Origin of the sequence: Maribacter cobaltidurans (genome assembly GCF_002269385.1) — a bacterium.
Classification (GTDB): domain Bacteria; phylum Bacteroidota; class Bacteroidia; order Flavobacteriales; family Flavobacteriaceae; genus Maribacter; species Maribacter cobaltidurans.
The window spans coordinates 2,503,173-2,528,100 of the sequence record NZ_CP022957.1 but is presented as its reverse complement, the minus strand read 5'-3'; the positions used below and the strand labels follow the sequence as shown (position 1 = coordinate 2,528,100).

At 39.5% G+C, this 24,928-nt stretch carries 21 protein-coding genes; 6 read left to right on the top strand and 15 right to left on the bottom strand.

Features of this window, described 5'->3' with window-relative positions; all coding sequences use genetic code 11:
• Positions 1 to 193: 193 nt before the first annotated feature.
• From proC to ablB, 4 genes are read left to right on the top strand one after another with little or no spacing between them, the layout of a single operon-like run.
• Complete coding sequence (proC, locus tag CJ263_RS11015; protein WP_094997321.1) at positions 194 to 1,009, top strand: pyrroline-5-carboxylate reductase; 816 nt, start codon at positions 194 to 196, stop codon at positions 1,007 to 1,009.
• On the top strand, positions 1,002 to 1,790 hold the full coding sequence (gene proB / locus CJ263_RS11010) for a glutamate 5-kinase (RefSeq protein ID WP_094997320.1): 789 nt from the start codon (positions 1,002 to 1,004) through the stop codon (positions 1,788 to 1,790). Before proC ends, proB begins: the two co-directional genes overlap by 8 nt.
• Positions 1,787 to 2,986, top strand: coding sequence for a glutamate-5-semialdehyde dehydrogenase (locus tag CJ263_RS11005; RefSeq protein WP_094997319.1), 1,200 nt, complete (start codon positions 1,787 to 1,789; stop codon positions 2,984 to 2,986). Before proB ends, CJ263_RS11005 begins: the two co-directional genes overlap by 4 nt.
• A gap of 31 nt (positions 2,987 to 3,017) precedes the next feature.
• Positions 3,018 to 3,869, top strand: a complete 852-nt coding sequence (ablB, locus tag CJ263_RS11000) for a putative beta-lysine N-acetyltransferase (protein WP_094997318.1) — start codon at positions 3,018 to 3,020, stop codon at positions 3,867 to 3,869.
• 5 nt (positions 3,870 to 3,874) lie between these two features.
• On the opposite strand, the gene CJ263_RS10995 is transcribed toward ablB, so the two are convergent.
• The 5 genes from CJ263_RS10995 to CJ263_RS10975 all read right to left on the bottom strand — a co-directional run bounded on the left by CJ263_RS10995 (position 3,875) and on the right by CJ263_RS10975 (position 9,338).
• Complete coding sequence (locus tag CJ263_RS10995) at positions 3,875 to 5,131, bottom strand: NAD(P)/FAD-dependent oxidoreductase (protein ID WP_094997317.1); 1,257 nt, start codon at positions 5,129 to 5,131, stop codon at positions 3,875 to 3,877.
• 68 nt (positions 5,132 to 5,199) lie between these two features.
• Complete coding sequence (locus tag CJ263_RS10990) at positions 5,200 to 5,631, bottom strand: PH domain-containing protein (RefSeq protein WP_094997316.1); 432 nt, start codon at positions 5,629 to 5,631, stop codon at positions 5,200 to 5,202.
• Between the two features lie 11 nt (positions 5,632 to 5,642).
• Positions 5,643 to 6,650, bottom strand: a complete 1,008-nt coding sequence (locus tag CJ263_RS10985) for a 4-hydroxyproline epimerase (RefSeq protein WP_094997315.1) — start codon at positions 6,648 to 6,650, stop codon at positions 5,643 to 5,645.
• A gap of 5 nt (positions 6,651 to 6,655) precedes the next feature.
• Positions 6,656 to 8,398, bottom strand: a complete 1,743-nt coding sequence (locus CJ263_RS10980) for a DUF885 domain-containing protein (RefSeq protein WP_373288307.1) — start codon at positions 8,396 to 8,398, stop codon at positions 6,656 to 6,658.
• A 10-nt stretch (positions 8,399 to 8,408) separates the two neighbouring features.
• Positions 8,409 to 9,338 (bottom strand): dihydrodipicolinate synthase family protein, encoded by a 930-nt coding sequence (locus CJ263_RS10975; RefSeq protein ID WP_094997314.1) that lies wholly within the window; start codon positions 9,336 to 9,338, stop codon positions 8,409 to 8,411.
• A 140-nt stretch (positions 9,339 to 9,478) separates the two neighbouring features.
• Between CJ263_RS10975 and CJ263_RS10970 the strand changes: the two genes are divergently transcribed.
• Entirely contained in the window at positions 9,479 to 10,324 is an 846-nt protein-coding gene (locus CJ263_RS10970; protein WP_094997313.1) for an AraC family transcriptional regulator, read from the top strand.
• Between the two features lie 95 nt (positions 10,325 to 10,419).
• On the top strand, positions 10,420 to 11,097 hold the full coding sequence (locus CJ263_RS10965) for a head GIN domain-containing protein (RefSeq protein WP_094997312.1): 678 nt from the start codon (positions 10,420 to 10,422) through the stop codon (positions 11,095 to 11,097).
• On the opposite strand, the gene CJ263_RS10960 is transcribed toward CJ263_RS10965, so the two are convergent.
• From CJ263_RS10960 to porM, 10 genes are all read right to left on the bottom strand, one after another.
• Positions 11,098 to 11,280, bottom strand: coding sequence for a CPXCG motif-containing cysteine-rich protein (locus CJ263_RS10960; RefSeq protein WP_094997311.1), 183 nt, complete (start codon positions 11,278 to 11,280; stop codon positions 11,098 to 11,100).
• Positions 11,281 to 11,292: 12 nt separating this feature from the next.
• Positions 11,293 to 12,000: a hypothetical protein gene (locus tag CJ263_RS10955; RefSeq protein WP_094997310.1), complete on the bottom strand. Its 708-nt coding sequence runs from the start codon at positions 11,998 to 12,000 to the stop codon at positions 11,293 to 11,295.
• Entirely contained in the window at positions 11,997 to 13,358 is a 1,362-nt protein-coding gene (locus CJ263_RS10950) for a TolC family protein (RefSeq protein WP_094997309.1), read from the bottom strand. The genes CJ263_RS10955 and CJ263_RS10950 overlap by 4 nt, the downstream gene beginning before the upstream one ends.
• Entirely contained in the window at positions 13,358 to 16,627 is a 3,270-nt protein-coding gene (locus CJ263_RS10945) for an efflux RND transporter permease subunit (RefSeq protein ID WP_094997308.1), read from the bottom strand. Before CJ263_RS10945 ends, CJ263_RS10950 begins: the two co-directional genes overlap by 1 nt.
• Positions 16,627 to 17,757, bottom strand: a complete 1,131-nt coding sequence (locus CJ263_RS10940) for an efflux RND transporter periplasmic adaptor subunit (protein ID WP_094997307.1) — start codon at positions 17,755 to 17,757, stop codon at positions 16,627 to 16,629. The genes CJ263_RS10945 and CJ263_RS10940 overlap by 1 nt, the downstream gene beginning before the upstream one ends.
• Before the next feature lie 426 nt (positions 17,758 to 18,183).
• Entirely contained in the window at positions 18,184 to 19,059 is an 876-nt protein-coding gene (locus tag CJ263_RS10935; RefSeq protein WP_094997306.1) for a hypothetical protein, read from the bottom strand.
• 155 nt (positions 19,060 to 19,214) lie between these two features.
• On the bottom strand, positions 19,215 to 21,125 hold the full coding sequence (locus tag CJ263_RS10930) for an ABC-F family ATP-binding cassette domain-containing protein (protein ID WP_094997305.1): 1,911 nt from the start codon (positions 21,123 to 21,125) through the stop codon (positions 19,215 to 19,217).
• A 153-nt stretch (positions 21,126 to 21,278) separates the two neighbouring features.
• Positions 21,279 to 22,331, bottom strand: coding sequence for an NAD(P)/FAD-dependent oxidoreductase (locus CJ263_RS10925; RefSeq protein WP_094997304.1), 1,053 nt, complete (start codon positions 22,329 to 22,331; stop codon positions 21,279 to 21,281).
• Between the two features lie 78 nt (positions 22,332 to 22,409).
• Positions 22,410 to 23,297, bottom strand: a complete 888-nt coding sequence (gene porN / locus CJ263_RS10920; RefSeq protein ID WP_094997303.1) for a type IX secretion system ring subunit PorN/GldN — start codon at positions 23,295 to 23,297, stop codon at positions 22,410 to 22,412.
• A 62-nt stretch (positions 23,298 to 23,359) separates the two neighbouring features.
• Positions 23,360 to 24,916 carry a type IX secretion system motor protein PorM/GldM gene (gene porM, locus CJ263_RS10915; protein WP_094997302.1) on the bottom strand — a complete coding sequence of 519 codons (1,557 nt, stop codon included), beginning with the start codon at positions 24,914 to 24,916 and terminating at the stop codon, positions 23,360 to 23,362.
• Positions 24,917 to 24,928 lie beyond the last annotated feature (12 nt).

The following is a 24,928-nucleotide window of genomic DNA, read 5'->3' as shown; positions in this document are numbered from 1 at the left end:
GTATAGAACCAGTCTAGGCCGTTTGAACTGGAAGGTAACCTATATTAAAAAATATTTTCTAGGAATGCCGTTCAAAACCATGCACAAATACACACATACTTTTTTCACGAAAAAAAATAACAGAGTAGAAAAAATGCTATTCATTTAAACTAAACGATCACTTTTAAATTTTAATAAACAACAAAACTATCTTATGAAGATTTTAGTTATCGGAGCGGGAAATATGGGACTCACCTACGCTGAAGGAATGTCCAAATCCAAACTATTGAAAAGAAGAAACATCATGGTGTTGGATACCTCCGAGGAAAAATTAGAAGCGCTTAGGAAAGAGGCCAAATTTGATACTTATAAGGAATTGGCAGATTGTGTTCCACAGGCAGATATCATTTTTATTGCCGTTAAACCATACCATGCTGATGCTTTAATGATGAAAATGGAGCCATTGGTCAACAAGGGTCAAATTGTAATTTCGATCATGGCCGGGGTAACCATTAAAACGATTAAAGATCTTACAGGCCTTAATAAAGTGGTACGGGCTATGCCCAATCTACCCGCTCAAATAGGAAAAGGGTTGACCTCTTTTGTGGCCTCTGAGGAAGTATCCAGAATAGAACTTTTAACCATTGAAAGTTTATTGGATACCACAGGCAAGTCCATTTTGGTAAGCGACGAAAATTTTATCGATGCTTCTACAGGTATTTCTGGAAGCGGTCCGGCCTACGTGTTTTATTTTATGCAAAGTATGATGGAGGCGGCGCTAAAAATGGGCTTTTCCAAAAATGTCTCCAAAGTCCTGGTAAGCCAGACCTTTACAGGTGCCATTGAACTCTTCAATCAGAACGACCTTTCACCCAATTCCTGGATGGACAAGGTGGCCAGCAAAGGAGGTACTACCCGTGCCGCTTTGGATAGTATGGATAATAACAAGGTAGGTGAATTAATTAAGGAAGCTGCCTTTGCAGCATTTGAACGTGCCATTGAACTTGGAAAAGAGAAATCGTATGTATAAGGAAAAAATAGTAGTGAAAGTTGGTACCAACGTAATGACCAACAAAGACAATAGAATTGTTAGACCTGTATTACGAAACCTAGTAGAGCAAATTGCAAAATTGTACGAAAGGGATATTATTACCGTACTGGTTTCTTCCGGATCCGTAATTGCAGGAAAAGAGGTTTTGGGAAAATCCAATATCGAGGATAGGACCCAAAGACGGCAAGTATATTCTGCCATTGGACAACCCAGAATGATGAGGCTTTATTACAATATTTTCCATGATTATGGAATGAAATGTGCCCAGGTACTTCCCACCAAAAGGGACTTTAGCCCTGGTGTTCACCGGCAAAATATGATCAATTGTTGTGAAGGTCTATTGTCTGAAGGTGTTATTCCTATTGCCAATGAAGATGACGCCGTATCCGTAACTATGAGTATGTTTTCCGATAATGATGAATTGGCAAGTTTGATTGCCCAACTATTGAATGCGGACAAACTCATCATCCTAACCGATATCGATGGACTGTACACAGGTGATCCCAATGAAAAGAACAGTGACTTGGTGCAACATGTAAAACCAGAGGAAAATCTGGACAAGTATATCAAGGACAATAATAAAAAAGAGGAGGAAGGCCGAGGAGGCATGGGATCCAAACTGGATTACGCCCAGCAGGCGGCAGCCAAGGGTATACCGACCTATATTGCCAACGGTAAAAAGAAGAATACCATCATCGACATCATTGATGGTAAAAATGTAGGGACAAGAGTAACCTTGGAAGAAGAATTAATAAAATGAAAATATTGACTACAGAGATAAAAAACAACGTATTAACAAGCATGATAGACCTGTTGGACAAAAACAGGGAAAGTATCATCAAAGCAAATAAAAAGGACTTGGACCTATTCCAAAAAGAGGATCAGGCCATGTATGACCGTCTTATTGTCACGGATAAGAAAATAGATGGTATGATACAATCCATACGAGAGGTTCAGAGCCAGGAAGATCCGGTTAACCAACCCATTTCAACCAGGATTTTGGACAATGGATTGGAGATAACCAATAAAACGGCACCTTTCGGAACCATAATGATTATTTACGAATCGCGCCCTGATGTTACTATAGAGGCCGCTGTTTTGGCTTTTAAAGCCAGTAATAAAATACTCCTTAAAGGAGGCAAAGAAGCCTTGCACAGTAACACCATACTTACAGAATTATGGCACAAGGCGTTGGAGGAAAATGGGCTTCCAACGGATTATATCCAACTGTTGACCATGAACCGACAGGAAACCCAAGATTTTCTTAAAAATCCTGTCGAAAAGTTAGATTTAATAGTTCCCAGAGGTGGCGAGAGATTGATAAACTTTGTAAAAGAACACGCCAATTGCGCAGTGCTTGTTAGTGGTAGGGGAAATAATTTCCTTTATGTGGACGAAAATGCCGATTGGGAAAAAAGTCTAAAGGTCATTATGAACGCAAAAACGGATAAAATATCGGCGTGTAATGCATTGGACAAGATTTTGATCAGTCAAAGTATAAATAACTACAATCAAAAATTAACCGAATTATACAACCTTCTCAGTTCCAATGGAGTGGATATTTTGGTCGATGATAAGGTTTCCAAAACCCTGACTAATGCCACCCTTATTACCGACGATTCTATTTGGAAAGAAGAATTTTTGGCTATGAAATGTTGTTTGGGAGCTGTGGAAACTTTAAATGAAGCCGTATCCAAAATCAATGAGAATTCCGGTGGCCACTCTGCAACCATTATGACCAGCGACAAGGGTAGTGCCAGGCAATTTATGGAGGAGGTAGATTGCGCTGCCGTATATCAAAATGCCTCTACACGTTTCACCGACGGAGGACAAATGGGAGTAGGTGCAGAACTGGCGATTAGTACTGACAAGTTACACCATAGAGGGCCTTTAGGGCTAGAACAATTGGTCACCAACAAATATTTTGTCTTTGGCGACGGTCAAATAAGGGAGTAACGAATATTAATTACCAAATCTTAAATCATATATGTTTGAAACGATAGAAAATATAGAAGGAGCAACCATATATCATGGAGAAATCCACAATAGGATTTATTTATCGGAAATAAATCAGGAGAAAATAGATGCCATCCTGCCCAAAATGACGGCTTTGGCAAAACAAAAGAAGTATGACAAGATTCTGAGCAGGGTTCCGGAAAATGCCATAAATAAATTTGAGTCCAATGGCTATACCGTAGAAGCAAAAATACCTGGACTTTATCATGGAAAAACTACAGGATATTTTTTGGCCGATTATCTGAACGAGGGTAGACATCAATGTGATGAAAAACAGTTGAAAATCATTGAAACGGTAAAAACCATTGCCATGGCTGCCAACAAACCCAATGAAAATCCCCACATGGGCATACCTAGTAATCACGAGGTAAGAAAATTGGGGTCAAAGGACTTTTCGGAATTGGTAGACTTGCATGAAAAAGCATATAAGTACCATCCCAAGCATATTAAAAGGGAGCAAGATTTTGAACAATTGGCGGAACTTGACCATCAATTCTATGGCCTATTTGTGAAAGAACAATTATTGGTCTCGGCTATTTTGAGAGTACACCCAACGGAATCTAATCTTGAAATTGTTGATTTTGCTACACATCCAGATTACCGGGGACAGAATCTTTCCTATTATTTGGTGCAGGAAATCAAAACTTTGATGCAGGATGTAGGTTGTACAACAATCTATGCGTTAGCTAGGGCCACGTCCTATGGTTTAAACATCACTTACAGCAAGCACGGATTTAAATATGCAGGCACGCTTACGAACAATGCTTTTGTCCGTGATGCATTGGAAAGTATGAATGTTTGGTATTACAATGAGTTGAAGTAACTAAATCACAGGAACTTCCTCTCGGGATCAAACGGTTTTAAATCCATGGAAGGGGTGTTACCTTCCAAGACCTCTGATATAAGTTTTCCGGTTGCAGGACCCATACTCCATCCCATCATGGCATGGCCGGTTGCAATAAACAAATTATCAAAGTGGCCTGTCTTCCCAATGTACGGGAGTCCATCCGGCGATACAGGACGTAAACCGCATTTGGCATTCCTAATTTCTTCTTGGGTTATTTCAACGTTAGGATAAAATTTCTTTACGGCCTCTGCAATAGCTTCGACCCTATTCAAATTAATATCATAATTAATCCCTGAAAATTCCATAGTTCCCGCAAACCGGGTAAATCCTTCCATAGGTGTAATCGCCACCTTTGCCTCCATTAAGATGGCCGGTAATTCTATTCCCGTAGGCCTATGAACATCAATGCAATAGCCCTTTCCCGCCTGTACCTGTAATGTCAGACCCAATTGTTTTACCAGGTTATTGCTCCACGACCCGGAGGCCAATACTATATCGTCCGGGGTATAGGTATCTTTATCGGTATGTACTTTACGGATGGATGAATCGGAATAATCGAACTTAAGTACTTCCTCCTCATACTTTATCTGGACCCCGCTCTTTATTAGGTACTCCCTCATCTTGGCCATGAAGACATTTGGCGTGCTATGGGCATCGCAAAAGTAATGCAAAGCACCTTTTCCTATTACCTTCATATCTCCATGCAACGCTTTTAGTTCATCGGCATTGAGATTGGAAACCTCCAAACCCATCTCTTTAGCCTTCGCGGCCACTTCCTTTTCGGCATTGCCATAGGCATCAGTCTGGTAAATCATGAGCAGCCCCTTCTTTTCCAAATGGAAATCTCCCAAATCCCGCGACTCCTTTATCTCATCGTACAACTTGGAACTCAACAGATTAATGTCCTTTATTATCGGTGCAGCTTTTTCGACCTTTTCCTTGGTGGAGGATTTGTGAAAGGACCATGCCCATTTAAAAAAATCGATATCCCAGCGTGGCTTAATATAAAAAGGACTTTTGCTGTCCATCATCATGGATAATCCTTTGGTAATTACTCCTGGCGCCGCCAAAGGTACAATATGGCTTGGGGTAAGATATCCCGCATTCACAAACGAGGCCCCCATCCCTCCTTGCGATTTTTCCAGTACGGTAACTTGGTATCCCTTCTTATGCAAATAATATGCGGAACAAAGTCCCATAATTCCCCCACCAACAATCAATGTATTTTTGTCCGCCATGTTTAAACAGGTATAATTATAATCTTACTCCAGTGTCAAAAAATCTCATAGAATCTAAAATAGCCTATTCATTGGGTTATTTTTATTGTTTTATTCAATTCCAATATCTTTTCTATAAAAGATTCATTGTTTTTTGGGCTTATGTAGATTTCATTAAACTTATCATATTTAATTATCAATCCTTTTCTTGCAGTAGCTGGTCTGAAACCCACCCAAAGTGTTTTTCCTTTTATGATTTCCGTTATACGCTCAAGACTTATTTTCCCATTGAAAGGCCCACTCCTATAAATTAGACCATTCTCTTTAGTAAGTTCATAATTAGTTCCGAAATACAGCCAAAATAAAAATCCGACAATACCAAGAACAGGTATTAAAGACCAATATTCCCCCTTCTCCATTTCTCCTTTTAAAATCCCAGCTATGGTGACAATAATCAAGAATACATTTGTCCCAAAAATTATCACACTGAATAATGTATCTTTTTTACTTTTGAACTTCATTTTGGTCTTGACTATATCACCTGAAAACCTTGGGCATACGGATCGGATTCATCAATACTGATTTCATTATAACCGTATTGTCTTGCCCAACCTTTAATACTAGGTATTATACCCATAAAATTACCAATTTTACATTCTGATTCTACTTCACCAATAAATTTGGAACCAATAATACTTTCATGGATGAATTCTTCCCCTTTTTCCAGTTTTCCTTTGGCATACCACTGCGCCATCCTTGCTGAAGTACCCGTGCCACAGGGTGATCTGTCTATGGCCTTATCCCCGTAGAACACGGCATTTCTGGCCGCAGCATCGGGGGAAATTGTAGTGCCCGTCCAAAGTATGTGGCTCACATCCTTGATAGACGGATTTTCTGGATGCACGAATTTTCCGGGATATTTCAAATTGATTTGCTGCCGAAGCTCCCTGGCCATTTCTATCAGTTGCGATGCGGAATAATTCTGGAGTCCGGAAAAATTTTCCTGCGGATCGACAATGGCATAGTAGTTACCCCCATAGGCCACGTCAAAAGTAAGATCCCCAAGAAATTTGGAGGTAACGGTCAATTCCGAAGCTGCCAAATAAGAACCCACGTTGAGCAATTTTACCCATTCCACTTTATTGCCATTCTGATGGTAGGTAACCTCGACCAAACCGGCCGGAGCTTCCATTCTGACCTTCCCTGGTTCCTTGGGAACAACGACTCCCTCCTCAATGGCCATCGTTATTACACCAATGCTGCCATGCCCACACATGGGAAGACAGCCACTCGTCTCTATAAAAACAATGCCAAAGTCATTTTCTGGGTTGGACGGCGGATATAAAAAGGCACCGCTCATCATGTCGTGGCCCCTGGGCTCAAACATCAACCCTTTTCTGATCCAATCGTATTCCTTTATAAAATGAAGTCTTTTTTCACTCATGTTAGCCCCTTTAAGATCGGGAGCCCCTTCAACGATCAACCTTACGGGGTTTCCGCAAGTATGACCGTCAATACATTTAAATACATGTTTTTTCACACAAATCAGCTCTTTTTTACATTTTCAATATACGTATTTACCCTTCTTTCCAAAATAGGTAGGGTTACCGTACCTTGTCCTAAAATGACTTCATGGAATTTTCTGATGTCAAAATTTGGTCCTAATTCATTTTCTGCCCTTTTTCTCAGTTCCCTAATCTTTAGTTCTCCCATTTTGTAGGATAAAGCTTGTCCGGGCCATGCAATATATCGGTCCGTTTCGGTATTGATTTCATGAAGGGACAGTGCCGTATTATTCTTCATAAAATCCAATACTTGCTGTTTGGTCCATCCTTTGGCATGGATTCCGGTATCCACAACCAATCTGGCGGCCCTCCACATCTCATAAGTCAGTTTTCCGAACTTCTCATAAGGCGTTTTATACATACCCATCTCATCTCCCAAAAACTCGGTATACAGCGCCCAACCCTCACCAAAAGCAGATAGGTACATATTTTTTCTAAACTGTGGAATACTATCCGACATTTCCTGATTAAGGCTGCCCTGCAAATGATGTCCAGGAACCGACTCATGAAGTGTCAGGGAAGGCAGGACATACAAGGGCCTACTGTCCAATTTATAGGTATTGACCAAATAATAGCCCGGCTCCGTTGGACTACGGGAACCCGAGTAGCGACCCCCTGTATATTTTGGCGCTAAGGCATCCGGTACTTTTTTTACACCATAAGGTTTTCTGGGTAGGGTTGAAAAATAGGTGGGTAATTTTGCATCGATCTGTTTTGCAATGTTCCTAGCTTCCTTCAATAAATCCTCCCCATTCGTTACATAAAATTGTTCATCGGTACGGAGGAACTCCAAAAAGTCGACAAAACTTCCCTTGAATCCGACCGATTTGATAATCTCTTCCATTTCAGACCTTATCCTTGCTACTTCCTTTAACCCTATTTCGTGTATATCATCCGCAGTATACTTGTCGGTCGTGGTATAATAGTTTACCCTATTCTGGTACAACTTCGATCCACCTGGGGTATCTGAAATACCCACACTATTTCGGGTGTTGGGTATATATTCCGATTCAAAAAAGAGTTTTATTTTTTTAAAGGTAGGAACCACCGATTCAGCTATGGCCACTTTGGCCGCATTCAAAATAGAATCATTTTGTGCTTGGGTAAGTGAAGCAGGTAGCTCCTTGAAAGGAGCATAAAATGGATTTTCTTCAACTTCTACGCTAATATGCTGGTTATAGGTGGATTCATATCCGTCAAAAATTACCTTGGGCTGTGAGACCTTCTTCTCCAGTGCGATACGCAATATTTGAAAGTGCTCATCCGCGAAACGGGGCATATCATCAAGAACATTCAAATATTCCTTGGCACTTTCATAATCGCGAATGGGCCTAATGCGATAATTTAGGCTAAGGTGAAAACCTTGATCCGCCTGTATCGGGTTTAAATAAAGTCCAAAATTGTACTCATCCACCCTATTTTGAAGACTGAATTTTAGCAATTCCAAGGAAATCCTTTCCGTTTCGGAAAGTGTCTCTAGGTCAATATTGCCAAGATCTTCGAGTTTTTTAGCGGCAAATTGGGCATCTTTTTCATATACCTCGGGCAGATATCTGCCCAATGGGTACTCGCTTCGATCATACAATTTAAACTTCTCAACCTCCCCTATGATTTTCTCCAATGCTTCAGTACCGTTATTGAAGTTTTGGGCGTAAAGGTTCATTCCGGCCAAGAATACCCATAGGCCAAAGACAAGATGCTGCTTAAAAATTCGAAGTGCCATGTTCTATAGTTTATGCCATGATTTCTTCCAATTCGAGATAATCGGGCAATTGAGGTCTGTTCGCCATTCCAATTTCAATTATTTTCAAAACCCTTTCCCGTTCAGCACCTTGCAACGGAAGTCTTGGTGCCCTAACATTTTCCGTGCCTATACCTGTGGCTACTTCGGCCAATTTTATGTTCTGCACAAGTTGCGGATTAATGTCCAGTTCCAATAGGGGGAGGAACCATCTGTAAATTTCTAGAGCCTCTTTGATCCTACCGGCCTTTGCCAATTTATAAATGGCTACAGTTTCCGCGGGAAATGCACATACCAAACCGGCTACCCATCCTTCGGCACCCATCAACAAACTCTCTAGACCCAAGGTGTCCACACCTGTCAAAACTTTGAGTCGGTCACCAAACCTATTCTTTATTCGTGTTACATTGGAAATATCCCGTGTACTCTCCTTTACGGCCGTAATGTTCTCCTCTTGGAGTAAAACTTCGAACATATCCAAAGTCACCATGATACCATAATCAATAGGGTTATTGTAGATCATAATGGGCAAATCCGTACTTCTTGCCACTTCTTGAAAGTAAGTCACCGTTTCCAAATCGTTCGCCTTATAGCGCATTGGAGGCAACATCATAAGACCTGAAGCCCCATTTCTCTCGGCAGCCTTTACCGCTTCTATAGCTCCCTGTGTTGTCTGTTCTGCTATGTTAAGGACAACGGGAACCTGGCCATCCACAATTTCAACCGTCTTTTTTAATAGGGTCTCTTTTTCTGTTCCCGTTAAGGTACTTGCCTCGCCAAGAGTGCCGCCCAAGATAATTCCGTTTACCCCAGCAGCTAACTGAGCCTCTATATTTACTTGAAACATATCCAAGTCCAAATTTCCCTCCTTTGTGAATTTTGTCGTAACCGCGGGCATTACCCCGCTCCATGAAAGTGCCATATTACTTTAATTTTGTTTTCGTAAAATTAGCTATACAATTAAAAAATCATTAATTCGATTTTACCAATTACCAATACTAAATTACCATACAACTTATATATTCATTACATTTCATGAATAATTGAAACTACTCCTAAGACATGAAGGTACTTCCGTTTATCATTCCAAAATCGCCATCCGAGAATCTGGTTTTCCAGATTGATGAAGAAATCCGCTTCTATGATAAGCTGCATCAGCATGAAGAGATACAGATTAGTTATATAAGTAGGGGGCACGGTAAGCTGGTCCTTATGGATAGTATCCATCCTTATCATCCAAATGATCTGTTCGTTTTGGGTAGTAACATGCCCCACCTATTTAAAAGCGAGGGAACGGATAAGTCCACCTCCAAAATGTATACCCTCTTTTTTACGAATGAGTCCTTTGGAAAGGACTTTTTTGATTTATTGGAACTTCAGTACTTAAAGTCATTTTTTACCAAGGTCCAGAATGGCTTTAAAATTTTGGAAAACCAAAAGGAACTAGGCCTAATCCTACAAAAAATGGAGGATAAAAATAGATTGGACCGGTTTTTGGGCCTGCTACATCTGTTAAAACGGTTCTGTGAAGTGCCTATAAAAAGTCTATCGCTTGGGGCACCATCAAAAATACGGAGCTTGGACGAAGGGGAAAGGCTTCAGCGGATATTCGATTTGGTTATCCAAAATTTTAAAAGACCCATTAGCTTGGAAGAGGTTGCCGAACTGACATATATGACCAAGAATTCCTTTTGTAGGTTCTTTAAAAAACATACGAATCAGAGTTTTTTTGATTTTTTGATTTCCTATAGGGTAGAACATGCCTGTCAACAGCTGGCACAATCCAAGAACGATGCTATTATGAATATCGCAGAAGGATGCGGTTTCCAGTCCCAATCCAATTTCAATAGAAGGTTCAAGGAAATAAAGGGAGTTACGCCTACGGAGTACAGAAAATCCATACGATGACTTATTTTCTTCCAATACAATGGAATTCCTAATATATTTGAAGAATATTTATTATAAAATACATTTCCCAACAACCACTAAAAGAATAGATTAAAATGAAAAATTGGTTACTATCCGTTTCGCTACTGTTTATTGTTCCCGTATGCTTCGCCCAAAAAGCAAATACCAAGACCTTAGAGAAATTTACAGAGTTGAAGGTATACGACCGCATTGTGGTTTCCTTGGTAAAAAGTAACGAAAACAAATTGGTCATTACCGGCGATGACAAGGATGAGGTTAATATTTCCAACAAGAACGGACTTCTTAAGATAAAGATGGAATTTGGTAATTTTATGGATGGAGACGAAGCGAAAGGCACCTTATATTATACAGAGGATTTGATTTTAATCGATGCGAACGAGAATGCCAAGATTATCTCCGATGTAACATTTAAGGCCTCCAAAGTGGAAATCAAGGGACAGGAAGGCGGAATTATAGACCTAAAAGTTTCCTTGGACGAGGTTAATGTCCGTGCCGTATCCGGAAGTGAAGTAACCCTAACTGGAACCAGTAAAAAACAAGAAATATCTGTCAATACAGGAGGCAAGGCGTATTGTAAAGGTTTGGACACATCCGAAACCATGGTTACCGTTATGGCTGGTGGCAGGGCAGATGTAAAAGCATCGGAAGAAGTAAACGCCAAGGTAAAGGCAGGTGGCTCCATATATATCTATGGAAACCCCAAAAACGTGAAAAAGGACAAGGTATTTGGAGGGAAAATAAAGGAAATGTAATTATTGTCCTATTTCCTTGGCTTCAAAAGAGACCAACACATTTTCCCGAAATTTAGCTGTTATCTCTATAGGATTACAACAGACCTCACAATCTTCTATATACGTTTGGTCCGTAATGGATGAATCCATAAGCATAGATACCTCCTCCCAGCAATAAGGGCATTGAAAAAAATGTTCATACATGGGGATTGCCGATTAATTTCCCTTGAGTCTTTTGGTCAATTCCTCCAAGGTCATTCTTTGTATCAAATTTTCGGCATTGGAAGTAAAGATTACCTCATTGCCCAATTGGAGTCCCAAATCATCCTCTTCCCTGTGCAAAATTAAATCTGAGGGTTTGGCCTGAATTTCCTCCAACTTTATATCGAATCTCTTTTTAAGCGTAATCTCCCCATTCTTCCGGGCCAGTTCAAAACCAGCATAGTCAAACAAACGCTTGAGTCCACTAAAGAATCGGATTCCAACGAAAAGCAGCCCGGCCATGGCAAATTTTACGGCCAGGGTAAACACATCTACTTCATCGCCATTTATAAAGGTCAATACGAGATTTATCGCCCCGTTAATTCCGATAAAAAAGGCGACCAAACCTAGTAAAACCGCAAAAACATCCGTTAAAACCGCGTTGAGGGTTCTGGTAACCAAGAATCTATTATCGATGGTCTCAGCCTTAAAACCAAAATCTTTTAAATATTCAAAGTTTTTAATTCGGGCAATCTTATCATCAATGGCAGCGTCCAAACTTGAAATATCCAATGATAGGCCCCTTCTATTTATTTCTTCCTTTAATTGAAGCTGGGATTCAAAGGTCAATAGAGCATGTTGTTCCAACACCTCCAAAATTTCCTTGTCCGTTTTGTCATTATACATATTGCTCGTCGTTATTTGTTGACCTGCGGCTATCATATTTCAATATTCAGTAATTGCCCTGTAAGCTGAAGCAACTGTAGTTCTGCCAATTTAGCATCGTACTTTGCCAAATTCTTATTGGTTTGTGCATTCAATAAATTTATCTGTGCCTGCCTGAATTCAATAGAAGTAATCCTTCCCAATTGAAATTGTTCCCTCGAACGTTCAAAATTATTTTGGTTGGTGACTACGTTTTGTTCCTGAATTTTAAATATTCGAAGTCTATTTTCATAAATGGCCATGGCATTTTGCATGTCCCTATTAACCTCCAGTTCTACTTGCTTTCGCAATAACTCTTGGTTTGCATAGGTAATCTTGGCATTTTTTACCCGCACTGCGGTACCTCCGCCATCAAATAGGTTCCACGTTAAACTGGCACCAAGTCCAAAACTTAGCTGCGTACTATTGGTCCCCGGGAAAACCTGCCCGGTAAAGAATACTTGATCCGGATTTTGACTTCTGTTCCATCCATAGGACCCCGTAAGGCCAATAGTGGGAAGATATCCTGATTTATTTACCTTGATATCATAGGCATTGATCTTAAGGTTTTGCTCCGTTTGCAAAATGGCCACGTTATTCGATATGGATTGTTCCATATAATCCACCAAGGTAATCCTGGGGGTAAAAGAGACTAGCGTATCGACCACAAAATTTGAACTTAAGTCTTGATTCAAGAGTACGTTTAAATCCCTTTTTGCGTTTTCCAATTGTTGTTCCGTATTCAATAAATTGATACTGTCATTGGTCACGTCCACCTGGGCATTAAGAATGTCCAATTTGGTATTTTGTCCATATTCAAAGGCATATTCTGATCTTGTGATACGCTGTTTTGAAATTTCCAGAGCCTCCAATTGTACATTTCTGTTCTCGGTTAGCCTGGCAATTTCAAAATAAACACTGAACATTTGGAGCATTGTATTTTCAATGGTCTCTCGTGCTTGCAACTCCGATAACTGATATTGCTCCTTAAGCCTTTTGTAATTATAGAACCTACCCAATCCATCAAACAAGGTATAATTTAAATTTAATCCTGCATTGTATCGCTGACTTTCAAGTCCGCTTAAGCTAACATCGGCCTGAGGGTTGCCAATACTATCAAACCTACCTGGAAATTCCTGGCGACTTTCGTTATTGGTGTAGTTGGCTCCTGCCGTACCCGTAAGCGTAGGCAAATACCCTGAGTTGAGTAAACTGGCGTTGTTCCCTGCAATATCAATTTGATTTTTTGCGATAATTATTCCAAAATTATTTTCCAATGCCTTGGCTACCGCCTCCTCCTTGGAAAGCAAATTTTCTTGTGCAACGACTAGAACGGAAGACAGTAAAAGGAAAATTGTTAATCTAAAATGTGTCATTATAAGGTTTCTTCTTTATGATATGCTTCGTCTTTGGTCAACGATCCATTTAGTCCCTGATGTTTTATACCTTCCAAATGCTCTGCTTCCCTTTTTTCAAGGATGGCCCTTTCCACCTCTTCCTTGGTAATCTTATGACCGGAAGCCAACATTCTATTCTTGGATTTTAAGTTATTGCCAAACGATAAAAACAAGGGCAACATTAGCAACGTCAATATCGTAGCTATTCCTATTCCGTAGGCAATGGAAATGGCCATTGGCTTTAGGAATTGTGCCTGTCTACTGGTTTCTATCATTAACGGAGCCAAACCGGCAATAGTGGTAGCGGATGTCAAGAAAATAGCTCTAAACCTAGACCTACCCGCCTCATAAATGGCCGAATCAAAAGTCATTCCTTCCCTCAGGTTAGAATTAAACTTTCCGATTAACACCAGACCATCATTCACCATAATTCCGATTAAGGCTATGATTCCCAATATGGAAAGCACGTTAATGGGAAAGTCATGTATCCAATGCCCCCAGGCCACCGCAGTAAAGCTAAAGGGAACCAGCAATAGCAACATCAAAGGCTGACTAAAACTTCTGAACGTAAAAGCGATGGTTATGTAAATAAGAAGCAAGATGGAAAGACCTACAACTTTTAAGGACCCTGTTAGTTTCCCCAGTTCCCTGTTCTGCCCCTCATAGGAGGCCGTTACGGTCGGGTATCTAGACTGAATATCGGGCATGATGACATTCTGAATTTCTGCCATAATCTCCGTTGGGCTATCCTTGATATCCTTCATATCCGCAGAAACCTGAATTTCCCTTCTACCTTCCAATCTATTAATCGCGACATCGCCACGTTCAATAGTATATTCTGCAATTTCTTTTAAAGGAACACGGTCGCCCGTTGGAGTTACGATTCGCATATCATCCAAATTGGTTATGGAAGATCGATCTTCCCGATCATATCGTACCCAAACCCTAATTTCATCCTGTGACCTTTGAAAGCGCTGTGCCTGTACCCCAAAGAAACCTGCACGTACCTGGTTCATTACTGTTCTTAGGTCTAGCCCTAACAGATATGCATTTTCCTTTAACTGAAGTCTTATTTCCTTGATACCCGCGGGATCATTATCCGAAATATCCTTTAGCCTGGAATTATTCTGAAGTATACCCTTCAGTTCATTTTTGGCCGCTTTTAGTTCTTCAATATTATTTCCCAACAAGGAAACGGAAACGGGAGATCCTCCAAAATTACCACCAGAACCGTAGATCAAACTTTCCACACCGATAACCGGACCTACTAATTCTTCAATTCTACGGGTAACCATATCCGAAACTACCTCATCCGGTCGTTCCTCCCCAGGTAATAGGTTTATCGTTAATTCTGCGCTTGATGAACCTGGCCCGATTCTTCTGATCATATTTTCGAACATCATCTTATCGGTTCCCTGTAAATATTTATCGGTCAATTCCTGATTTACGATTACTGCCTTATCCTCAATCATGGAGATAATGGAGTCCGTAATTTTTTCGTTGGTACCATTGGGCATTTGCAGCTCAATGCCTACCCTATCACTGGCCACCCTAGGGAAAAATGCAGTTCTAATAATTCCGCCCCCAACGGAGCCGAAGGTTAGAATCAATGCCACAGCGAAAAAACTAAAGGTTAGTATTTTATATTTCATGGCGAACCTAAGTGCCGGACTATAAAGTTTATCCCGCATCCAAACCATTAACTTATCCCCTGAATCATTGATTACCCTAAGTTTGGCAAAAGCCTTTGCCAATCCTTTTTTTGGTTTTTTATCCAAAGGCTGTAGGGCCTTCGAATGTGCCAAGTGGGCCGGTAAAATAATCAATGCCTCAACCAAGGAAACTACCAAGGTTAATATTACGATTACCGATACCTCTCCAAAGAATTCCCCAATTCTACTGTCCAAAAACAAGAAAATGGAAAAGGCCAGAAGGGTAGTGATAATAGCAGAAATAATTGGAGGCAAAACTTCCATAGTACCATCCACGGCAGCTTGTACAGGAGATTTACCTTTTTCATAATGCTGGTAAATATTCTCCGCGATTACGATACCATCATCTACCAAAATCCCGATTACGATAATCATACCGAACAGCGATAGAACGTTTATCGTCACATTAAAGAATCCGGCAAAAACGAACATTCCTAAGAATGCCACCGGTAAACCAAAAGCTACCCAAAATGCCAATCTTGTGTTTAAGAATAACGAAAGAAAGACCAGAACCAGGATCATACCCATAATGGCATTCTCCGTCAAAAGTTGTGTTCGTTGCACCAAGGTTTCGGACTGATCCGAAACTATATCCAATTTAACATTGCTATACTTTTGGTTGAACTCCTCGATATATGCCTTAACATCCTCGGCAGATTGAATTAAGTCTTCCGTATTCGTACTTGTTATAGAGGTATTTACTGATAAGTTTCCATTAAAATATGTGGCATTTGGGTTTTCAGCGAAACGATCGCGTATGTCGGCAACATCCTTTAACCGTACCGTACTACCGGAAGGGTCTGCCTTGACTATTAAATTGGATAGTTCATCGCCGTAATACGATCTATTGTTTGCCCTAATTAGATATTCTTCGGCATCTGTCTTTATATTACCGCCCGTTACCAAAATATTGGCATTACCAACTGCAGTAGCCACCTCTTGAAATGAAATTCCGTAAGCCAATAGACTATTTTCATTAACCGCTATTTCTATTTCTTCTTGGGGAAATCCTGAAATCTCTATTTGGGAAATTCCTGGAATGGCCCTTAAATCGTTTTCTATCTGGCGACCTACATTTTTTAAAGTGGCCAATGGAATGTTCTCTCCGCTAATGGCAAAGGAAATTGTTTGGCGTACGGCTTCCAATTTTGACACCACCAATGGCTCCATACCCGTTGGGAACGTAGGAACCCTATCTACTGCGTTCTTGACTTCAAGAAGCATAAAATCAATATCCCTTCCTTTTTCTATTTCGATATTGATAGTCCCACTATTTTCCCTTGAGGTGGAGGTAACACGGTCAACACCTTCCAATCCTTTTAAATTATCCTCAATTTTAAGAACAATACCTTCCTCTACCTCCTGTGGCGATGCACCCGGATATGTAATTGTAATGGATATATTCTTGGAATCCGTCAAAGGAAAGAAGGAGGACTTGAGTGATTTGGCCCCTACTATACCGAAAAGGGCGAAAGAAATCACTACCACATTGACCGCAACATGGTACCTTATAAAATATTCTATAATTTTTCGCATTATCCCTTGGAATTATCTGGTTGATCTTCGTATACCTTTACGGCCATACCCGTAAATGCCCCGATCAATGGTTTGGACATAATTGTCATACCATCTGGAACATCCTTCAACACTACGCTTTTCTCTGAAAAATAGACTGGTTTAACGTCGATAAGATCCAGGACGGAATCCCTTACGACAAATATTTTATTACCCTCTAGGAGAAGGCTTCTGTCTATTTCTATGGCATTTTCCTCTTTTTTGGCATCGAGGTTGGCTTCCAAGTACATTCCTTCCCTTAATTTGTCATTATCTACTTCTATATAAGCCTTGATTGTTTGGGATGCCTGATCTATATTCCCATTTATTCTTGTAACCTTTCCCTTATATACCTCATTATCATCAAAATTGGTCAATTCAACAGACTCACCAACTTTTAAAAGATCTGTAAAGGACTTACTTACGGCAACTTCCAATTCATAAACTCCCGGATTGATGAATTCCCCTAATTTCTGACCAGATCTGACCAAGGTTCCTTCGGTAACAAGTGCTTCTGTCAATACTCCGTTGAAAGGGGCACTAATCCTATATTTTGAAAGCCTTTGTTCCAAATTCTTAACATTGTAATAACTAGTTAGAATACCCCTACCGGAAATAAAGAATCGTTCACTTTCAGAGTTCATTTCAGGTAATTGTGGTGTTCCTTTTGAAAGGTCGAAATTATTAAGATAAGATTGCCATTTAGGATAAAACTCCGGATAGTCCAACCGCAAATCGGGCATGATAGAGGTCAACTCATTGTACAAGTTACTTTTAGCCGATTGAACACTAGCAGTATATTCCTGAGCATCGATATTAATAATAGTTTCACCTTGTCTATAGGATTGTCCTTCCTTGAACAATTTATTTCCTCTTCTAAAAACACCTTGGACTTCAGCATACAGTTCAACCCGCTGTTTCGCCCTCAAATTTCCATTAGCGGTAACAATGATTGGAATAGTCTTATTTTCAACGACTTCCGTAAAAACGGTTTTTACAACTTTCTGTGCTCGTGGTTTAAAGACTTTCTTATTGTCTATAATCATTTTTGCAAAGAAAAATGAAGCTAATATTAACACGATACCCAGTCCGGTAAAGATGATTTTTCGCATTTTTGGTTTTGGTTTTAACTATTGATTTTTTAAAACGAATACAAATATAGTCCCGTATATTTTCAACCCTTTTATAATATCAGTGAAACGTCCAAATTGATTTGTGAAACGACTTGGAGCAAACTTTAACTTTTAAAGACCCAATAAAGAAAAGTTCAATACACTTATAGACATTAAAATAATTTTAGATTACAAGCTAATTCAATAAATATCAGTTAATTAGAACGAAATCGAACATTATTAAGGGGCGAAACTACAAAAAATCGTTTCCCGTAGATAACTTGAAGAAGGTTAAAAATTTCATAAAAATTGGGATAGAGAAACTATGAAGGAACGTCTATCATGTTTATGTATTACCTTAAAACAAAAAAGAGGTGCTACCAACACCTCTTTCTTCACCAAACTAACTAAAAGTGTAAACTACTCTTAATTTTCTATGTCTTCAAATTTTGTATCGGCCATTCTGGTTCTGTTAAGCTTAAGCTCTTTGAACTCCTTTTTTTTGTCAAATCCGTCATAATCAAACACCAAGTACTCTTTTGTTTTAAGTTTTTCCAAGTTTTCAAATGATGAAAAATTATTGTTCTGTATTTGAAAAATCTGTAAGCTGGCCAGTTGGTTGAATTCCTCAGGGATTTCACCATTAAAACTGTTATTAGCCAAAACCAATTCCTTTAATTTGGTCAATTGCCCTATTTCTCCTGGAATAGCACCTTCCAACGTATTTTCAAAAAGCCCTAAAGTTTCCAATTCGGCTAATTGGCCAAGTGAACTCGGAATATTTCCTTTCAAGGAATTGCTGGAAAGGTTCAATATCTTAAGTTTCTTTATTTGTCCTATACTTTCTGGAATACCTCCAGACAGAAAATTATTGAAGGCGGTAAGTTCCTCTAGATTTGAAAGTCCGCCTATATTTTGAGGCAAACCTCCTTTCAACCTGTTCATCTCCAACTTTAAGACCTTTAAATTAGACAATAGGGCCAAATCTTCAGGCAGTTCTCCCGTAATTAAATTGAAGGCTAAATTCAAAACTCTTAGATTCTCCAATTTGGAAATTCCTAATGGCAAAGGACCCATTAAGTTATTGTTGAAGAGATTTATCTCGACCACCTGGTCATTTTCCACCTTTACGCCGTACCATTGGGAAACAGGCTTGTTCAAATCCCATTTCCTTTTCCAATGCGCACCATTCGTGCTATTATAAAGACTGATCAAGGCCTTTCTTTCCTTTTTTGAAACCTTGGCCATACCGAGGCTAGAAATTAACATGAAAATGGAAAGTATCAAGTAAAGCTTTTTCATATACCTCGAAATTAGTTTTTCTTATTTATCTTTAAGAATTATCTTACAAATTTCTATCATAAACGATAAAAGACCAAAAATTATCGTTAAAGGAATCCACATTGTTGTGAAAATGCCAAATTATGTTGTGAAACCGCTAAAACTGTATGTTTACTTTATTTAAAATTTTCAATTTCCAAAGTAAGTGCTTCCCACTTTTGCATATGCTTTTCCAATTTGGCCTTTTTAGCTTGGTAATTATCAAAGAAATTGGGCTTGGCAATTGTAGCATCATAATTCATAAGAAGATCATGGTCTATTTTTTTTATTTCCTTTTCGAGTGCCGATATTTTGCTTTCCATACCACTAAGTTGATTCTTTAGACTCTTAAGTAGCTTTTGATCCTCAAAGGACGTGTTTTTGTTTTGGATGGGCTTCTCCTCCCTTTTATCTTCTTTCTTTTCTATACCCCTAAAATCATTGACTTTTCGCTGTTCCAGATAAAAATCGATATCCCCTAGATACTCCTTGATTTTCCTGTCTTTAAATTCATATACCTTATTTGTAAGTCCCTGAAGGAAGTCCCTGTCGTGGGAAACCAGAATAAGTGTTCCTTCAAAATTTAAGCAAGCTTGCTTAAGCACATTTTTTGATTTTATATCCAGATGATTGGTAGGCTCATCCATGACCAGAACGTTAAAGGGCTGAAGAAGCATTTTGGCCAAGGCTAGCCGGTTGCGTTCACCACCAGATAAAACCTTGACATATTTTTCCACATCATCTCCCCTAAACAAAAAAGAACCCAATATATCTCTTACCTTACTCCTATTGGATTCGTTGGCCGCATCTATCATGGTATCCAAAATGGTTTTGTTCCCATCCAAATATTCAGCTTGATTTTGCGCGAAATATCCAATTTGCACATTGTGCCCCAGTTTAAGATGACCTTGATGTTCCAACTCTCCAACTATAATTTTGGCCAAAGTAGATTTCCCCTGTCCATTTTGCCCTACAAACGCCGTTTTGCTATCTCGTTCCACCAGTAAGTCGATATCTCTCAATACCTCTTTGCTGCCATATGATTTTGAAAGATTTTCCATTTCCACCACTACTTTTCCCGGGGTAATGGAAACCGGAAACCTAAGGCTCATGACGCTATTATCATCTTCGTCCACCTCTATTCGTTCAATCTTATCCAACTTTTTGATAAGGGACTGTGCCATAGAGGCCTTTGTGGATTTTGCCCTAAACTTTTCAATCAACCTTTCTGCCTGCTGTATTTCCCTATCCTGATTTTTTTGCGCACTTAATTGCTGCTGCCTTATTTCATCACGCAATACCAGATATTTGGAATACGGTTTATTGTAATCATATATCCTTCCCAGTGATATTTCAATGGTTCTGTTCGTTACGTTGTCCAGGAACATTCTATCATGGGATACGATCATGACCGCACCCGTGTAATTATTCAAGAATTGTTCAAACCAGATAATGGATTCAATATCCAAGTGGTTAGTAGGTTCATCCAAAAGCAAAACATCGTTGCTCTGTAGGAGTAATTTGGCCAGTTCTATACGCATGCGCCATCCTCCTGAGAAGGTTTCCGTTTTCTTATCAAAATCGTCTCTCTTAAAGCCAAGCCCTTGAAGTATTTTTTCGGTTTCACCTTGATAGTTATAACCTCCCAATATCTCATAATGTGAAGTAACATCACTTAAGTCAATGATGAGCTGATTGTAGGAATCACTTTCGTAATCCGTTCTTTCGGCCAATTGATGGTTGATCTCATCCATTTTGGCCTCCAATACCTTAATTTCCTCGAATGCTTGATAAGCTTCCTCCAAAACCGTTCTACCAAGTTCAAAATCTATATCCTGACGCAGAAACCCAATTTTAATATCCTTTTCTATGGCAATGGTCCCAGAATCTATGGGCATATCCCTGGCCAACAACTTCAGCAAAGTAGATTTCCCAGCTCCATTCTTACCTACCAGTCCTACCCTATTTCCAGCGTTTAACCTAAAGGATATTTCCTCAAATAAATACTCCCCTCCAAATGAAACGGATAAATTGTGAATATTTAGCATTCTAACAAATTTTAAAAAAAGAACCCACGGAATTATGTTGTGATGGTTTCTTTTTTGGATTTGCAAAGGTCAAAAAAAAGGATAAGAACTCTATGGTATTTTCACAGAAGTTCTTATCCGTTCAAGGATTTGAAAAAATGAATTCCCAAACATTCAATTAGACCACAAATATTGAAATCTATTGATGTTTATCTCATCATCCAAGTCCGTTCCATTCTCCAAAAAATTGAACAATTCATTTGCCGCCCAAGGAGCAATCATCACTCCATGCGAACCAAAACCATTTAAAACATGAAACATTTTGTTCCCGGGATGGGTTCCTATCAAAGGCCGTCTATCCTTTACGGTGGGTCTAACCCCAGCTACATGACCTACCACTTGATAAGGACAATTTATAATGTTCTCCAGTTTTTTAAGTAGTTCTGCTTTTGCTTCTTCTGAGGGTTCATTGTCCTTATCCACGGAATTATAGTTGGCTCCGACCAAATAAAAACTTGGCTCAAGTGGTATAACAAAAATGGATGATTTAACGGCGCTCTCTAGACCTAGTTCATTGGATTTTATGATCAAATATTCTCCTTTTGAACCGTTCATGGGAAGATAATTGAAAAACGGATTTTTTTTAAGCCCAAAACCCTCAGCAAAAAGAATATTGCGGGCTCTAATTCCCTTGTACTCTAAATAGTCCTGCTTTTTCCTTATCTCGGAATAATCAAAAGTTTCTCGTATATGAATATCAGGATGCAATATTTCATTTTGATAACTCGTAAGGAATAATTCGGTATTTAGTTTATATGCTCCATTTAAACTTCCAAAATCAAATGGTGCAATTAGGGCCTTGTTCGAATTCCTTTCCAGTTGTGGAGATAAAAATTGGTTCAATGCATCCTTATCGGAAGCTTCGAACCATAGATTCTGTTCCTCTATTGAACTGAATTTACGTAAGATGGGTTGATCAATGAGGAACTTCACATTTAATTCCTTTTCCAATTCTGTGTAAAAGCTTTTGGAATAGGGCACCAGTTCATCGGCTCTCCAGGCTAAAGTAAACCGTTTTAAGATGACCGGGTTGGATAACCCTGCTGCTACCTTTGAAGAGGTCTGGGATTGGTCACTAATGACACAAAAACTTCTTTGATTTCGCCTTAAGGTTTCACAAAAAGCAGTTCCTGCCAAACCCAAGCCAACGACAATATAATCTACCATTTGGCAAAAATAGACATAAACAAAAAGCTCCGATATATTATCGGAGCTTATATTATTGAATTGGAATTTTCATTTGGCTTAGTATGCCCACATATCTTGTTCCCTGTCCCTAATAGCTTCCTTGATACGTTTAGCCTCCAACAATTGGAAAAGTGCATTGTCCGCAATATATTCGCTGACCTCACGGTCTCCATGAACATTGTCTTCTTTATAGATAACAGCATTAAACCTTCTTGCGTTCAGCAACATATCATAAGAGATGGGTTGAGCGGAATTTTGCTGGTTAAAGACTTTGGCCTCGTGCAAAATTTCACGAGCATCTGGATACCATACCCAAAACAACTCCACCATATCAGGATTTTCATCATCGATGAAGTTTACGTCCGGCGCAACTGGAGCAATACCCAATAAACGATATTTTAACTCCCCCTGTCTTTTATCAAAATACCACATTCCTTTGATATGGTATTCCTCAATTTCACCTGCAGTGATATTTCTACGGGTAATGTATTCGGCAGAAACCTGCTCCCCAGCATTCATTTGTTCATAACCATAGTCCAATGTATCCACTGACTGTAGTGCACCGGATAAGTCATTATAGGTTCTTTTCTCGGTAAAATAGGAATCCGCATAGGCTTCCAGATTACCTTCCTTAAGATTTTTGATCAACACATGGTACAAAGACCTTCTGTCTTTACCTATATCCATGGTATCTGTTGGATAATACAAGGGAAAGTTTACCCTTTCATCCAAATCAATGGTTTCCCACAGTGTTTTGGACCAAAGAATATCCCGATCATCCACATAACCGTATTCCAAAGGAGCATCGTTGTCCACGGCTTTTTGTTCTTCCGTACGAACCCCTATTTCTTGTGGTTTTTTAGCGTTCAAGATATTGGCCTGAGCCATTATGGAAGCCGGCAACAAGGTTACCGCGCCCATTACTAAAACATTTTTCCAATTCATTCTTGTTAACTTTAAAATTAACCGGGCAACCCTTTTGGGGCTACCCGGTAGTATTTACTATTTTAGTTTGTTATCTCCACAACTACCGGAGATACTTTCTTCAATTTGTAACTTTTGTTGTTCGTAATATATGCTTCGATATCGAAGATCTGAACCACATCACCTCTACCTGCACGTTTCAATGCAGCTTTAGCTTTAGAGTCCAACTTATTACCTCTAACACTTACTGTAGGCTGACCTGGAACTTTGAACTTAAATCCGCTTACCGCAAGGTTCAAGTCAAAATCAAAATCATCCAACATAGCGCCAATTGTAGCAATCTCAACGTTGGCCCTAGGTAATTTTACACTACCTGCCTGCTTGCTAAGCGTACCTTCAGGTCTTGGAATATCCTTAATCCTAAACGTAGCCGGTGTATTTATTTTTGTACCGTCAGGTAAAATACCACTAGCATTAATAGTAACTTCCCTACCTGTACCTGGATTCATTACGTACTTACTAGCACTCACTTTCTTAAGTCCGGGAGCGGAAGCACTTACTTTATTATCTGGAATACCAGGGATAGAGATGGACATTGGGTTGGCTACACCACGATACACAACGTTCATCTTATCTGCAGCGATCAATGCTGAATTTGGTTTTGAAATGGTAGCAAAGGAGTTTTTAACAGGTACTTCTATTTCTTCTCCGTCCTGCTTGAAGAAAATCGTACCTTCTACCTCGTGGTCTCCGGCAGAACCGGCTCCAATCAACATTTTAACACCACCAGCTTCCAATTTGTAGTCTGTACCTTCAGAAAGCTTTCTGCCGTCCAAAGTCAATTCAGCTCTTACCGGAGTAGAAGTATTATCCGTTTTACTGATGATGATTTTACCATCATACCTTTCTCCGGCATAATAAGCAGATTTAGATGCAGAAAGTGATGTTGCAAAGTTCTTTAAAGAAACTTGACTTGTTAACTCTCCTTCCAACATAGATTTCAAGGCAGATTCTTCAGTAGCTTTAACATCAGCTTGTAAAGCAGTCAATTTTGCCAAAGAGGCCACAAGGGGATATCCCTCGTAATGATAGTTGATCCAATCTTGCATACCATCCTTTGCCTTTACTTTTCCTTCTTCGTTGCCAGTCTGAAATCTATCGATAACAGATTGCTTCAAAGACGCCGGAACAATAGCGGCAACTTGATCTCTATAGTCGGTAAGTCTTTTCATAAACTCTTGACCACCTTCTGATAAATTATCTCCTTGGAAGAATTTCTGATCCAAATAATCTGAATTATCCATACGGGCATAATCCTTAGGGTCTTCCAATCCCTCCGTCATTCCGTCTTTAAGAGTTTGTAAATAGTCATAATACTCTTGGGACATTGCTTTGATTTTCTGGGCATCTTGGTACAGCTTTTCGTATTTAGCCGCATCTTCAGATGCTTTTGTTTCCAGACTACCCAAGAACGCTTCGTTACTTGCCGTAGTCATTTCATTAGAAGTCTCTAGCTTTTCGTTCATTATGCCGAATGCTGCTAGCACCTCTTTACTCATATTTAACGCCAGCATTGCGATGAAGATCAAGTACATTAGGTTGATCATCTTCTGACGTGGTGTTTGTTTTCCTCCTGCCATGGTTTTTTAATT